Raw genomic sequence first — 14,382 nt, forward strand, 5'->3', positions numbered from 1 at the left:
TCTTAATTTTGGTTAGTTTGTTCAACAAATGATTCAATAGTAGAATTGTAAACGTCGTATACATTTAAAGCAGCATTGGCCCACTTTAAACTATCAACTTCCTCTTTCCCTTTCTCTTTAAATTCATTCGAAAGAGAATCATAACGAATGATACCATAAATTGCATCAGCCATAGCATCAATATCCCAATAGTCAACTTTTATGGCATGTGTTAATATTTCCGATACACCCGATTGCTTAGAAATAATTGTGGGAACATTAGATTGCATTGCTTCCAATGGCGAAATTCCGAATGGCTCCGAAACCGATGGCATCACATAAACATCACTCATTTTTAGCATATTGAACACATCATCACCTTTCAAAAATCCTGTAAAGTGAAATTTATCTGCAATTCCCAACTGAGCAGCTCGTGTTACCATTTTTTCAAGCATATCTCCACTTCCTGCCATTACAAATCGAACATTACTGGTTCTTTTTAAAACCTGGTAAGCAGCTTCTACAAAGTATTCAGGACCTTTCTGCATGGTAATTCTTCCAAGAAAGGTTACCACCTTTTCCTTTACCCCTTTCTTTATGGCCTGTTTTTCTTCAAAGCTCACTGGTTCAACGGCATTGTATACCGTAACCACTTTATCAGGATCTTGCCCGTATTTTTCAATCACAATATTACGCGTCAGGTTACTTACTGCAATAATTTTATCGGCAGCATCCATCCCCATTTTTTCTATTTCGAATACTTTCGGATTTACACTTCCTCCACTTCGGTCGAAATCTGTGGCATGCACATGAATCACCAAAGGCTTACCCGAAACCTCTTTTGCAGCAATTCCAGCCGGATAGCACAACCAATCGTGAGCATGAATCACATCGTGATCATGATCCATGCTAATGGTAGATGCTACATAAGCGTATTTGTATATCTCTTCGATCAGGTTGGCTCCATATTTACCACTGAACTCAAGCTTTCCTTCTTTATCCACCTTGAAAAACTTATTCTTTCCATACACATCTCTGCTCGAAAATGTGTAGTATTCATCAGGATCGTTATAAGGCACCAATTGCGAATCAACTTCTAAATAGGTATGCTTCGATTTAAATTTTTCAACATGAGTTTGCACCTGGTTAATGGTAACACCATTGGCTCCAACCAATTGCATTTTACTCTGATCTTCATCACCATAGGCTTTTGGCACAACGAAAACAATATCTAAATCTTCTACTTTCGACAATCCTTTGGTTAATCCGTAACAGGCAGTTCCCAAACCACCTGATATATGAGGAGGAAACTCCCATCCAAACATTAGAACTCTCATACTCAAACTATTTAAAAGATGATTGGTTTAACATTTTACTCACTCTAATTATTTCTGCCACACTTAAGGCGTAAGATGTAGCTTCGTTTGGCTTATGTGGCGGATTGCCATCGTAAATCTCCGAAATAGATCCTAAGCCATGCTCATGTAGGCAATATTCGAAACCTTGCAGGTAACGTTGAATGGTTGATTCTCCTCCTGCTTTGTAAAGATTTAGATATGCATCAGCAAAATGTCCAAATAACCAGGGGAAAACTGAACCATAGTGAAAGGCACAATTTCTATCCTGCTCATTTCCTTTAAATACTCCGATATATTCGGGATGATTAGGCGAAAGAGTTCTTAATCCTCGTGGGGTAAGCAAATCTCTTTCAATAATGTCTAAAATCGATTTTTTCTGTTCATTACTTAAACAGGAATATGGCAATGAAACAGCAAACAACTGATTCGGACGAATGGCCCAACTCTTATGATTATCGTCCACATAATCGGCCAGGTATTTTCTTTCCTCTCCCCAAAAAACTTCAACAAAAGCTTCTTTTAAGCTCTCAGGAATCTCTTTCCACTCCTCAATGAATTTTTTGTCTCCAGCCTCTACCGCCAGTTCCAAAGCAAAGCACACTGCATTGTACCACAACGCATTTAGCTCCACAACGTATCCCATTCTCCGATTCAGGAAATTGCCATTGTTTTGTACATTCATCCAGGTTACCCCTTGGGTAATGGTCCATAACAAACCATTGTCGTGCATTTTAATGGAAAGTCTCGATCCAAATTTGTAATGATTAAAGATCTCTTTAATCTTCCTGCCATAATCCTTCCACAGTTTGCCTTTATCTGCACCAAAATCTGCATACTGCTGCAAGGTCCACATAAACCACAATGGCACATCTACAGAATCTTTACCTGCATTTTTCTCATTATCGCCGGAAAAGCGATAGAGGATTTTATCGTAAGCCGTATTCAATACCTCCAGGAAGGTCTTCTCATCTTTGCGCGCCAATGTTAGACCCGGAAGTGCCAGATAGGTATTTCGCTCACTTGTGCTAAACCAAGGAAATCCGTTAATAATGGAGGTTTCCTTTCCCTTGCGGGATATAAATTGTTCTGCCGAGTTCTCAAGACAATGCTCAAAACTGTCTCTTCTCACCCTTTTCTTCACCTCTTTATCGAATTGTTTGGCAATGGACTTTGGATTGATCTCCTCAGTACCGGCAGAAAAAACGATTGGTTCCCCTTTTTTGATTTTCATTTCGAAATATCCAGGCACATAAAGATCTTCGTGACAGGCATAGCCTCTCTTTTTCTCCTCTTTGTATTCCACATTATAATACCAGTCTGGTACATGAACAAATTCCGATGCTTCCGAAGTCTGCATATACAAATGTGGGAATCCATCATACAATCGCAATCCTATCCCGTTATCAACAATTGATGCACGTGTATTTGCATTTAAATTTGCTTTGGTTAATGCATGAATGTTTCGAAAAGCAAGAAATGGCTGAAATCGAATGCTTGTAGGCGAATTCGCCTCCACTAAAGTATATCGAAGCAATACTCTTTGTTCTTTTTCTACAAGCAAAAACTCTTTCTTTAGCACAATACCTCCTACTCTGTAGGTGATGGCTGGAATTGGATCCATCCCATACTCACGAACATACTTATGACCTTTGGGGCTGTATTCACCAGGGAATTTATGAATTCCCAAGTTAAACGGAGCTCCATGTTGGATCAATGTCTCATCCAAACTGGAAAGCAAGACATGATTTTCACCTCCAAAATTTTCTATCGGACAGATTAATAGTCCGTGATACTTACGGGTGTTACAATTGATAATTGTTGAACTGGCGAAAGAGCCTGCACGATTCGTACGGATAAACTCTTTCTTTAGAGAATACTCGGTATTTACAAGCCGAGCCTTGTCAAACTTAAGGTAGTCCATGCGCAAACGATTTTGGGTTTAATTTATAAATGGTTAGACCAATAGTCTTATCATAAAAATCACTTGTTTTTTGATTAAAGTTATTAATATTTTTCTGAATGTTAGCAGCATACAGACCCCTTCAATATTATTTTTTTGTGAATTTTTTGTAGCCTTAAAAAATAATTAACATATTTATTTTTTAGAAATATCCCTTGCAATCGTTGTAATTGAAAAAAAAGTATATTTACATCGTTTTCAGTGGAATTTTTTAAAAAAAATCAGAAAAACATTTGGACAAAAATTTTTTAAAGATTTCATTTCAAAAAAGTTAAGATTATTAAAGAAAGATTTCATTAAATAAGAATTTGTACTGATTTTCTTAAACAATTCGCATATGAATCAATTGCAACAAATCTCGATTACCCTTCTGATTATATATTTTACTGTGATCATGTTTATCGTTTTACGATCGAAAGCAAGTAAAAATACCGAAGATTATTTCCTGGCTGGCAGACAGTTGCCATTTTGGGCATTAGCCATTACATTTATAGCATCATGGTGGGGAGGCGGATCATCCATCGATTTGGTAGATCATGCGTTCAATAAAGGTTTGTCTTCTTTTTGGATTTATGGTATGCCCGTTCTTTTTTCTACTTTTTTAATGTATTTGTTCTCGAAAGCCATCCGTAAAGTAGGAACCATTACCCAACCACAGATTATGGAAATGCGCTACAACAAAACAGTGGCTCTTTTATTGTCCATTCTCATTCTAATTTTTATGATTCTGGGGGTTGCAACACAGGCTGTTGTAATTGGCAATTTCTTTCAATCGTTTTTCGATATCGACTATACACTGGCCGCATTAACAGGAACTACTATTGTTGTGCTCTATTCATTCTTTGGAGGTTTTAAGGGAGTCGTTGTCACAGATATCATTCAGTTTGTGTTCCTCTTAATGGCAGCCATCGTGCTTTTCCTTTTTGCTTATCATCACTCGGGTGGATTTGAAAAAGTTCAGGAAATCGCCATGAGCAGCAACAAACCAGAGTTTTTCTCCTTCTTCCATAACTTATCGAACAATTTTGTGTTCATAATTACCTTTGGATGTTCGTGGATGATACAGGCCAATATCTGGCAAAGAATTTCGGCAGCCAAACAACCCGGCGATGCAAAAAAAATGATGGGATTGGCTTTCATCGTTTTTATACCCCTTTATTTAATGGTAACATTAACGGGTATGTTAAGTCTGGGAATATACGAAGCGGTTCCCGAAGGTGGAATTGTTCCGGCTATGATTCAGGATTATATGCCCATAGGATTGGCAGCCTTACTTTTTGTTGGATTGTGCTCTGCCATCATGTCAACCATGGATTCGATGATTAACACAGGCGCCCTGGTACTAGGTGTTGATGTTTTTAAAAACCGGTTTAAGCCAACAGCTAAAAACAATGAAATGGTCTGGGTAGGAAAAATTGCCACCTTAATCATCGCTGTGCTTGGATTGTTAATCGCAATTGAAATTCGTTCAATCCTAAAAATCACCTGGATTGGATCCGATTTCCTTGCTACAGGTGCCTTTGTACCTTTGGTACTGGCATTTATTTGGAAAAAAGGAAATTCTATAGCTGCTACCCTTTCCATTGTATTTGGTTTGATATTTTCCACCTATAATTTATTAATTGCATTGGGTGTAAAATTACCTAGTGCATGGGAAATTGCATCGGTTCAGCAGGCCGCCTATGGCATGATCGGATCTGCTTTAATTTTTACAGTGGTGAGTATTGTGAGTAAAACTGATCAGAAAAAAGCTGAAAACTTTATAGAAAAGGCAGGAATGCTTGGGAAAGAAGAAGCATAGAGAATTCTATCGGCAACATTTAAAATTGTAAAAAGAACTTACACAATATGAAAAAGGCAAATCAAAACAAATCAAAAAGTAAAAAGAAGAGAAGCAAATCAAAAAAAAGAAACATTTCCTGGATTCAGATCGTGGCCCTCATCACAATTGGGACAGCTCTTGTATTTTTGGCAGTAAAGCCTAATTTTTCCAGTCGCTCCGGAAAATCAGTAAATAAAAGAATTGAAATTCCTTTCAAAAAAGAAGGTGAACTTTCATTCCTTAGCAAACAAAATCAGGAAAAGATTAAAACCATCGATATTGAGATTGCCGAAGGACAAGCGGAAACGGCTTCAGGCCTTATGTACCGATACTCCATGAGCAACGAGCAAGGAATGTTATTCATTATGGAGGTAGAACAAGCACAAAACTTCTGGATGAAAGAGACCTATATCTCTCTGGATATCATATTTGTGAACAGTGATTTTGAAATTGTAAGGATTCACAAACATGCTCCTGCACTTTCCGAACAGAATATTCCTTCCATTAAAAAAGCAAAATATGTGCTTGAGGTAAATGCAGGCTTTTGCGACAAATTTGGCATTAGCGAAGGTGATTTGATTCGTTACGAAAGACAGTAAGAATATACTTATTGATGGATTCAATCCGTGTTTACTGAGCTTCATCCAGATGAAGTTCTGCAACACGGATTATTTTCATCAGACCTCATGTCCTACCAATTTACAGCCAGATATTTTTGACATTTTTCACACTTTGCTGGCAATCTAAACATTTGCCAAAAGCCATTCAATTTGCGCCAAACATAGATTAATATTATCAGCTTACATTCTTGAGCCCTATAATCTATTTTAGAAAAATACATAGCATGTAAGATGTACTACCAATTAATTCTTATATTTGTCTGAACCTTTAACTCAACAAATCATAAGATGAAACATTTTCTATTACTTCTGACCCTATTTTTAAGCCTTAATACCTTAGGGCAATACATTGATGATGTACCTTATTTTTTCCAGTACAACAACAGTACAAATCCTGGTGGAAGCTGTCAAAATACATGTATGGCCATGTTGCTTAAATATTATGGTGTAGAAGACATCACTCCCGACCTAATCAGCAAACAATATGGCACCAAAAAAGCGCAAACGGTAGAGGGATTCGAAGCCATGTTTAATAATCTTGCCGGTAAATACAGTCTGGGTGTAAAAGATTCTGGTACTACATCTGGTTCTGTTGCTAAAATTAAAAGCCTGCTTGATGATGGTTTTCCTGTGGTAGCACATGCCTATTTTACTTCCTATGGTCATGTGGTATTAATTGTAGGTTACGACGACGATTATTTCTATGTGAATGATCCGGCGGGCAGCTGGAACAAACAAGTTTGCGGTGGCGGTTATAGTGGCGATGGACCTACCGATGGGAAGTATGTGAAATATCCTGTAAAGGAGATGGAAAAAGTGCTAACCAGTTCAACCTGTAGCACACAAGATGGAAAAGTTTGGCTCCATGCACTCTCAAATCACATTGTTACAGCAGTTGAGGATATCACAAATGGCGAATCTGAAGTTTATTTGAGTAACAATTCCGGTTCTATCGATATCAACAATTCTAGAAATATTGTACAAGTTAACCTTTACGATAAAGTAGGCAGATGCTTACAGACTAAAGCAAATAAGGGCAATTCATTAATTCAACTGGCTACAAACCACCTTCCTGCCGATGTATACATTGTTAAAATGACCGATACAAAGAAACAGGTTCTTGTAAAAAAGATATTCAAGAATTAAAATATTGCCTTAAGATTATATTAATCTGCAGACTAGCTCAACAACAACTACAAACAAGGCAAAGTGTAAACCGGGCAAACTGCCTGGTTTTTTTTCTGTTCAAATGAAATCCAAACTGATTTATTGAAAATCACAAATTAAAAAAATCAATTTTATTTTATGGAATTCCTGTTCTGATTGCATCCTTCAAGAAAACAAAAAATATGAGAACAATAAGTATTTTAATTTTCAGCCTGATTTTCAGCAATCTATTCGCACAGGAAATTCCTGAACAAAAAGTTCAAACCGAAGTAAAAGAGGCCATCGTATTTCTGGATGGAGCACAGGTGCTCCGAAAGAAAAACGTTCAACTTACCAGAGGAAAAAGCCTGATCAAATTTGTAAACCTCTCTCCTTTTATCGATGCCAAAAGCATACAATTGAAAGCCAAGGGTGAATTGACAGTTCTATCGGTAAATCATCAACTGAACCATTTGAGTAAATCAGAGAAATCGAAAGAATTGCAAAGCTTACAGGATAAACTGGACGCACTACGGACTACAATTGAAGTGGAAAAGGCCCATCTTTCTGTCCTGAAAGAAGAGTTGGACTTTTTAAAAGACAATCGCGATATTGGAGGTAAAAATGAACAGTTATCTTTAAGCAACCTGCAACAAACTGCCGATTACTACAGCAAAAAACTCACAAGCTTAAAGCTAAAACAGATCGAGAGAAAAAACACTTTACGAGATTTACACCAGGAACAAATTGACCTTGAAAAACAGGTACGAAATGTAAGTAACGAGAAGGAATATCCTACTGGTGAGATTCTGGTAAAGGTAGATGCCAAGGCAAGTAAAGCATTCCCTATGGAACTTTCATACCTGGTGAACAATGCCGGTTGGTTTCCCAGTTATGACATCAGATCGAGCAATGTGAATGAGCCTATTGAGCTTATTTATAAAGCCAATGTAAGTCAAAATACACAAGTTGACTGGAAGAATGTAAAGCTTACTTTCTCATCGGCCGACCCAAATACATCGGGCGTAGCACCTCAACTCATTACCTACTATTTGGATTATTACAGCAAACCACCTGTTTACCAAATGCAATCGAACAGCATTATTGGAACAGTTATTTCTGATGAGGATGGTTTGGGAATACCTGGTGTAAATGTGATCGTAAAAGGAACAAGTATTGGCACAGTTACAGATATCGATGGGAACTATTCCATTACCATTCCGAACAATGCCAGCGAATTGGTATACTCATTTGTTGGTATGAACACACAAACACTTCCTATTTCAGGATCACGAATGAATGTCAATCTTGAAACAGCTTCTCTTGGCTTAGATGAAGTGATTGTTACTGGTTATTCATCTTCCGATAAGGATATGTTCGACGAAGAATATGCTCCTATTTTTGACGAGCTGCAAGGAAAAGTTGCAGGAGTATCTGTACAAAAAGCACCAAAAGTCAAAAAGTATGAGATGAAAAGCATTCCAATTGCAGTAAACCAAGTGGAAAGTAAAACATCGGTAAGTTTTGAAATTCAAAGGCCCTACTCCATAAAATCTGGCAATTCTAATTTTGCCATTAACATGTCGGAGTACGAAATACCCGCAATGTATGAATACTATTGTATCCCAAAAATAGACAAAAATGCATTCCTGTTGGCCAATATCACCAATTGGGAACAATACAACCTGCTTGATGGTGAAGCCAATGTTTTTTTCGAAGATACTTACATCGGGAAAAGTTTACTTGACTTGAGACAAGCAGGCGACACACTGCAGGTTTCACTCGGAATTGATAAAAATATCAGTGTAAACAGGGAAAAAGTAAAAGATTTTTCGGCCAGTAAAATGTTGGCCAAAAAGAAGGAAGAGACCATTGCCTGGAAAACAACTATTAAAAACAACAAAAGTCAAAAAGTGAAATTAATTTTACTGGACCAGGTTCCTGTATCTTCACGTTCGGAAATTGAAATTAATATTCTGCACCTGAGTCAGGCAAAACATGATGGTGATAGTGGTGAAATAAAGTGGGAGTTTGAACTGAAACCAGGCGATAAAAAGGAAACAGAACTAAGGTATTCGGTAAAATATCCGAAATACCGAGACTTGGTAATTGAATAAACGGAACAAATCCAATTCCAAATAGATTCCGCAGGATTCCAATGTTTATTACAGCTGTTTATCTACAATCCAATTCTGGTTTATCTAAAAATAAACAACAAGCTATCGACATGGAACTCCTTCGGGATTTATTAAAAAAACGACACTTAAATGGTGTCGTCATACATTCCAATTGCCAAATTATATCAATTCGAAAACATTTTTACCAACCATAGAATAAGATACAAACCTATTCCGGCACCAAAAACCAAAACCGATACAACAAATGCTACTCGAATAAAGGTAACGCTCCAGCCCAACTTTCCGCTGAGCCATTCTGATACTCCTAAAATCATATTCTAATTTTTATTGATGAGCCGTTAAGATACAATTTTTATTCAGACTAATTAACAAATCAAACATTTAAAAATTTCACAATCAACCCCCTAGAATTGAACTTCCTTTTTTTGTAAATTGTACAAAACATTATATTATATAAATAACCGCACATCCAACATCCATCAATACACTAAACTAACAAATATGAAAAACCTCCTATTCCTGATACTATTTCTTAGTATCAACATTGTATCATTTAGCCAAGCAAAAACAGACAAAGAAAAAGCCTACGAAAAAGCAAAAGAGGCCATTGCCATAATGGACCAGGGAAATTACGATGAGTCGATTCAACTTCTCGAAGAATCCTGGAAATTAGATCGAAGAAATTTCAACTACCCTTACGAAATTGGCTATGCCTATATTTTAAAAAAGGACTATGCAACGGCCTGCGAATATTTTGAGTATGTGGTGAAAATGAATAAAATTAATGATCAGTGTTACCAAATGCTTGGCAATGCCTACTCAATGGCCGGAAAACCGAAAAAGGCAATTGCTGCTTATAATAAAGGCTTGGAACTTTTTCCAAATTCAGGAAGATTATACCTCGAGTTGGGAAATATGCAAGGCGATGATTTAAACCAAGCCATTAAATTTTACGAGAAAGGCGTAATGGCCGATCCAAATTTCTCCTCGAATTACTACTGGTTAACGAAATTATTTTGTAGGTCGACAGAAGAAATGTGGGGCATGTTATATGGTGAGATGTTTATGAACATCGAACGAGGATCGAAACGAACCGAAGAAATCAGTAAATTATTATTCGACACCTATAAAAGTGAGATACAATTTACTACAGACTCAACAATAATGGTGAGTTTTTGCAAAAATCATGAATTTCGTGCAGACAATATGACTGGTAAATTACCATTTTCAATGATATACGAACCTGGATTAATGTTTGCCATAACAGTAACAGATTCCATCAACCTGGAATCATTGAATAAAATTCGATCGGAACATTGCATGTTTTATTTCGACAGGAAATTTGACCAGATGCATCCAAATCTTGTTTTCGATTGGCACAAATTTCTGATCGAAGATGATCTTTTCGAGTGTTACAACTATTGGTTGCTTATGAAAGGTGCCCCTGATGAATTCGATTCATGGTACAATCTTAACAGGGAAAAGTATGATGAGTTCATCAAGTGGTTTGCTGCAAATCCGCTGGAAATTGACGATTCGAACTGTTTTCACCGCTTAAAACATTAATCTTCCACTCATTTTGAACGGCAAACAAAGGGTAACAAAGGGAACAAAGAAAATGGAGAGCCGCCTAGCTCTCCATCCCAACTATTACTACTAAATTATTAAAGAATATGATAGAATGCCCATGCATCCGTATCGAGTATTTCCAATATTAACATACGGTTTAAAAAATCCATTTAAACCAAATAAGGAGCTCTCAAGCTAAAACAGAATTATAATCCTTTCAATCTGCCACTTCCACTCCTATCCTATTTTAATTTAATGTATCCGGCCGGAACTCATTATTTAACTAAAAACATAACGAAGTTAGAAATTATTAATTACATAAAAAATTTTTTATGAACACTTTTTATCTAACTTCTCATTTTCTATGTTTAATTTTTGTTCTAAAGTCAAGTAATACGCCTATTTAACTGTTTTTATTTTTTATTGATATTTAAAACATTTTCTACTATTACAGTCTAAACTTTATATCAAACATGACTTAGATATTAAAATTGTTTTATGCATAGCGACATACAGATTTAATAAATCACAAACTTAATTATCAATATTTAATTTATAATTGTTATTATTACACCTTCAAATAAAATTAACACATGTCTTATAATTGAAATTTAACTGAGCTAAGCCAGTAAAACAAATCAAAACCATGTATGAAAAACTAACCAAAAACTATATTCTGCTACTGATAAGTTTGCTTAGTATGCATTCATTTCTCTTAGCTCAAACAGAATGTTCTGAAGTGATCAATGTAAATAGTGGTGGCAAAACAGCAGAAGTATTTTATGTTAGAAGTAATGATCCAGCAATCAAAGAAGGTCGATATATCTTCAAAAACAACAATGTCATACAAATAAAGGGACATTATCAAAACAACTTGAAAGAAGGAGAATGGTTGTATCAACCAAATTCATCTTTAAAGATTATGGGTAATTATAAACATGATAAGAAGGAAGGAAAATGGATTTATTCAAGAAATAAAACCTTAATCTCTGTTCTAACCTACTATAACGATTCATTAATTGGACCACAAACTGGTTATCATGAAAATGGAAACATCCAGTCTGAAGAATATTACAGAAAAGGCAAACTACATGGCGAAGTAAAAACCTATTATGCTAGTGGAAATTTAAAAGAAATATCCATATACAAGGATGGTAAATTACATGGAGAAAGTATTCACTATACTATAGAGGGCAGTCTAATTTCTAAACTGATGTACTCAAATGACACCCCCATTTCATTAATGATTACGGAAGGATTAGATTCTCTATCCAACTTTTCAGGTAATCTAAAAAATGGTACGGGATGTTTAAAAACAATCAGTTGGACAAACAGCAAAGAATGTGTTCTGTTGGAACGAAATTTTAAAGATTCCCTTTTGCATGGAAACATTATACGTTATTCTGTAGATGGCAAAAAAGTTTTCTCAGGTTCATATCAAAATGGATATATGAATGACAGATGGCTTTTTTATGATCATACTGGCAATTCAAACCGTTATAATATTTATAATGCTTTGGAACAACGAAAAATGGATCCTTTCGAACCTTTAAGCCATGACTACAATGAGAAAGCCATTAAACTTGAAGATCTTCCAAAATTTGGAAAATACAATCAGCAAGGATTCCAATACTTTATTGCAAAAGCAGTTAAATACCCTGTAAGCTGCATCAACAATGGAATTACAGGTAGAGTTTTAGTAAACTTTGAAATCAATCTCGAAGGAAAAGTTCAAAATGCACAAGTTGTAAAGCCTGTGCACCCTCTACTCGATAAAGCCGCCATAAAAGCGGTGTTATCATCACCCTTGTGGACGCCAGCCTTTATAAATCAATTGCCCAAAAGAGTGAGTTACACTGTACCAATTAACTTTTATTTTATGTAATTCAATTATTTTATTCTTATCAGCAATTATGCTTAAACGCAAAAAAGCCAGCAATCTATCGATAAAAACATTCAGCAAACCAATAACCACCTAATTACACGCACATTACACCATCTCCCCCATCATTTACAATTTTTTAACAAATCCTTTTTTGGATAATTGATCACATGTGCATATATTTGCACACATAAAACATTTAAGCGATGCCAGAAAAGTTATACGTAGGAATTGATCAAACTATCAATTCAAAATTCTTTATCACCTTTTTCGATCCTGTTCGTTTCGAATTGGTAAACTTTCTGTCTAGCTACGAATGGTTGAATATTGGAGAAATAGCTGAACACTTTCCCCAGGATAGATCGGTAATTTCGCGCCACTTGGATCAAATGTATCAGCAAAACATTCTGATTAAAGAGAAAAGATCGAAGTTTATTTATTATCAGTTGAATTGCGAGTACATCACAAAAATGTTTGAGAATACTTCTTCAGAACTAAGAAAATTAATGGATACATGTACATCTAACGAATAAAAAATTTACCATAACATATGCATATCTGTGCATGCAAGCACGATAAATACGAGATAAATCAAAATCAATACATATTATTTTAAACTTTTATGTGCATAAATGCGCACACTAACACGAAGAATATGAAAATTTTTGCAATACTGGGTAGTCCCAACAAAAAAGGAAGCACAGCTCATTTATTAGAGAATTATTTAAAAGGAGTTAGAGAAACTCATCCCGAAGCCAAAATACAAGAAATATTCCTACAAAATCAGAATATCGGTTATTGCAAAGGTTGTCAGGCTTGTAAAACCGGAAAGAGCAATCGCTGTGTATTTAAAGATGATATTTACAATTTATATCAAGACTTTGAAGAAGCTGATGTTTTCGTAATTGCATCCCCTATTTATTGGTACGATGTAAGTGCACAAACCAAGACCTTTATCGATAGGCTTTATGGCTCAGATTTTAACAATATGCACCCCAATAAGCAAGTTGTTCTATTATCTAGTTATGCTGGAAAAACTATTGAAGAAGCTGGAATTGAGAGTGCCATTTCCGTTATTAAACGAATCGCAGACTTCTTTGGAGCTAAGTTTGAGCAAAAATACCTGGTTGGTACTTCGAGCAAAGAGTACTACGACTCACCTGTGAAGCATAATAAGACAGCTTTGAACGAAGCTTATGAATTGGGCAAGCAATTAAGATTGGAAGTAACAAAATAGTTTTATCGAAATCTTTTATCAACTTACATGCATAGATGTGCATATCAACATTAAAAATATGAAAATTTTAAACATTATTGGAAGTCCGAGAAAGAAAGGAACAAGTGCGAGAATTGCACAGTCTTTTGTTGAAACTTCGCAAGAAAACGGGGCCAGTGTAAAATCCTATTATTTGAATGGAATAAACTACAGAGGTTGCCAGGGCTGTGAGGCTTGTCATTCAAAACTAGACAAATGTGTTCTGAAAGATGATTTAGAGGAGGTATTGGATGCAATGCGTGAAGCAGATATTATCGTGTTTTCGAGCCCGGTTTATTACGGAGATACAACAGGCCAATTCAAATCTTTCCTGGATAGAACATGGTCGCATGTTGAAGTGAATTATGAGAATGAAAATCCATATACAAGTCGATTACCGGAAGGCAAAAAGGCTGTCCTGATCCTGAGTCAGGGCGATGTTGAAGAAAAACATCTTGATATAGTAGAGAGATTTCAGTTTTTCATGAATTTATATGGTTTGGAACTTCATGTAATTCGTGCAACAGGATTAATCACTGGTGCAGCAAATGCAGATGTTACTGCATACGAAGAAGAAGCCAATATGTTGGCGAACCAGTTGACACAGGAGCTGGTGAGTTAAGAACCTTACAAATCAATAACTAAAAATAAGG

12 protein-coding genes are annotated in these 14,382 nt (G+C 35.9%); 9 read left to right on the forward strand and 3 right to left on the reverse strand.

What is annotated here, in order from left to right; all coding sequences use genetic code 11:
* Window positions 1–2 precede the first annotated feature (2 nt).
* Both ELS83_RS10175 and ELS83_RS10180 read right to left on the reverse strand, forming a co-directional pair.
* Window positions 3–1,316 carry a glycosyltransferase gene (locus ELS83_RS10175; protein ID WP_171595461.1) on the reverse strand — a complete coding sequence of 438 codons (1,314 nt, stop codon included), beginning with the start codon at window positions 1,314–1,316 and terminating at the stop codon, window positions 3–5.
* A 7-nt stretch (window positions 1,317–1,323) separates the two neighbouring features.
* Complete coding sequence (locus ELS83_RS10180) at window positions 1,324–3,258, reverse strand: glycogen debranching enzyme N-terminal domain-containing protein (protein ID WP_171595462.1); 1,935 nt, start codon at window positions 3,256–3,258, stop codon at window positions 1,324–1,326.
* 376 nt (window positions 3,259–3,634) lie between these two features.
* On the opposite strand from ELS83_RS10180, the gene ELS83_RS10185 reads away from it, so the two are divergent.
* From ELS83_RS10185 to ELS83_RS10200, 4 genes are all read left to right on the forward strand, one after another.
* Window positions 3,635–5,098 (forward strand): sodium:solute symporter family protein, encoded by a 1,464-nt coding sequence (locus ELS83_RS10185; RefSeq protein WP_171595463.1) that lies wholly within the window; start codon window positions 3,635–3,637, stop codon window positions 5,096–5,098.
* A gap of 47 nt (window positions 5,099–5,145) precedes the next feature.
* The gene (locus ELS83_RS10190) at window positions 5,146–5,718 is read left to right on the forward strand and encodes a DUF192 domain-containing protein (protein ID WP_171595464.1); all 573 of its coding nucleotides are present in this window, start codon (window positions 5,146–5,148) and stop codon (window positions 5,716–5,718) included.
* A 309-nt stretch (window positions 5,719–6,027) separates the two neighbouring features.
* Window positions 6,028–6,885, forward strand: coding sequence for a C39 family peptidase (locus ELS83_RS10195; protein ID WP_171595465.1), 858 nt, complete (start codon window positions 6,028–6,030; stop codon window positions 6,883–6,885).
* Between the two features lie 203 nt (window positions 6,886–7,088).
* Window positions 7,089–9,002, forward strand: a complete 1,914-nt coding sequence (locus tag ELS83_RS10200) for a DUF4139 domain-containing protein (protein ID WP_171595466.1) — start codon at window positions 7,089–7,091, stop codon at window positions 9,000–9,002.
* Window positions 9,003–9,187: 185 nt separating this feature from the next.
* Here the strand turns inward: ELS83_RS10200 and ELS83_RS10205 are convergent, their stop codons facing one another.
* Window positions 9,188–9,337 carry a PspC domain-containing protein gene (locus ELS83_RS10205; protein ID WP_171595467.1) on the reverse strand — a complete coding sequence of 50 codons (150 nt, stop codon included), beginning with the start codon at window positions 9,335–9,337 and terminating at the stop codon, window positions 9,188–9,190.
* A gap of 187 nt (window positions 9,338–9,524) precedes the next feature.
* On the opposite strand from ELS83_RS10205, the gene ELS83_RS10210 reads away from it, so the two are divergent.
* From ELS83_RS10210 to ELS83_RS10230, 5 genes are all read left to right on the forward strand, one after another.
* Window positions 9,525–10,589, forward strand: a complete 1,065-nt coding sequence (locus tag ELS83_RS10210; protein ID WP_171595468.1) for a tetratricopeptide repeat protein — start codon at window positions 9,525–9,527, stop codon at window positions 10,587–10,589.
* Window positions 10,590–11,238: 649 nt separating this feature from the next.
* Window positions 11,239–12,477 (forward strand): TonB family protein, encoded by a 1,239-nt coding sequence (locus ELS83_RS10215; RefSeq protein ID WP_171595469.1) that lies wholly within the window; start codon window positions 11,239–11,241, stop codon window positions 12,475–12,477.
* A gap of 203 nt (window positions 12,478–12,680) precedes the next feature.
* Entirely contained in the window at window positions 12,681–13,007 is a 327-nt protein-coding gene (locus ELS83_RS10220) for an ArsR/SmtB family transcription factor (RefSeq protein WP_171595470.1), read from the forward strand.
* Between the two features lie 122 nt (window positions 13,008–13,129).
* A complete protein-coding gene (locus tag ELS83_RS10225) occupies window positions 13,130–13,711 on the forward strand; it encodes a flavodoxin family protein (protein ID WP_171595471.1) in 582 nt (193 codons plus the stop codon).
* Window positions 13,712–13,769: 58 nt separating this feature from the next.
* On the forward strand, window positions 13,770–14,351 hold the full coding sequence (locus ELS83_RS10230) for a flavodoxin family protein (protein WP_171595472.1): 582 nt from the start codon (window positions 13,770–13,772) through the stop codon (window positions 14,349–14,351).
* The last annotated feature ends 31 nt before the right edge of the window (window positions 14,352–14,382 follow it).

This window comes from Marinifilum caeruleilacunae, from assembly GCF_013141825.1.
Taxonomy (GTDB): domain Bacteria; phylum Bacteroidota; class Bacteroidia; order Bacteroidales; family Marinifilaceae; genus Marinifilum; species Marinifilum caeruleilacunae.

Bases quoted from the DNA above. Each gene is read 5' to 3' on its own strand.
- ELS83_RS10175 (WP_171595461.1), bottom strand. From the start codon at position 1,316: ATGAGAGTTCTAATGTTTGGATGGGAGTTTCCTCCTCATATATCAGGT.
- ELS83_RS10180 (WP_171595462.1), bottom strand. From the start codon at position 3,258: ATGGACTACCTTAAGTTTGACAAGGCTCGGCTTGTAAATACCGAGTAT.
- ELS83_RS10185 (WP_171595463.1), top strand. From the start codon at position 3,635: ATGAATCAATTGCAACAAATCTCGATTACCCTTCTGATTATATATTTT.
- ELS83_RS10190 (WP_171595464.1), top strand. From the start codon at position 5,146: ATGAAAAAGGCAAATCAAAACAAATCAAAAAGTAAAAAGAAGAGAAGC.
- ELS83_RS10195 (WP_171595465.1), top strand. From the start codon at position 6,028: ATGAAACATTTTCTATTACTTCTGACCCTATTTTTAAGCCTTAATACC.
- ELS83_RS10200 (WP_171595466.1), top strand. From the start codon at position 7,089: ATGAGAACAATAAGTATTTTAATTTTCAGCCTGATTTTCAGCAATCTA.
- ELS83_RS10205 (WP_171595467.1), bottom strand. From the start codon at position 9,337: ATGATTTTAGGAGTATCAGAATGGCTCAGCGGAAAGTTGGGCTGGAGC.
- ELS83_RS10210 (WP_171595468.1), top strand. From the start codon at position 9,525: ATGAAAAACCTCCTATTCCTGATACTATTTCTTAGTATCAACATTGTA.
- ELS83_RS10215 (WP_171595469.1), top strand. From the start codon at position 11,239: ATGTATGAAAAACTAACCAAAAACTATATTCTGCTACTGATAAGTTTG.
- ELS83_RS10220 (WP_171595470.1), top strand. From the start codon at position 12,681: ATGCCAGAAAAGTTATACGTAGGAATTGATCAAACTATCAATTCAAAA.
- ELS83_RS10225 (WP_171595471.1), top strand. From the start codon at position 13,130: ATGAAAATTTTTGCAATACTGGGTAGTCCCAACAAAAAAGGAAGCACA.
- ELS83_RS10230 (WP_171595472.1), top strand. From the start codon at position 13,770: ATGAAAATTTTAAACATTATTGGAAGTCCGAGAAAGAAAGGAACAAGT.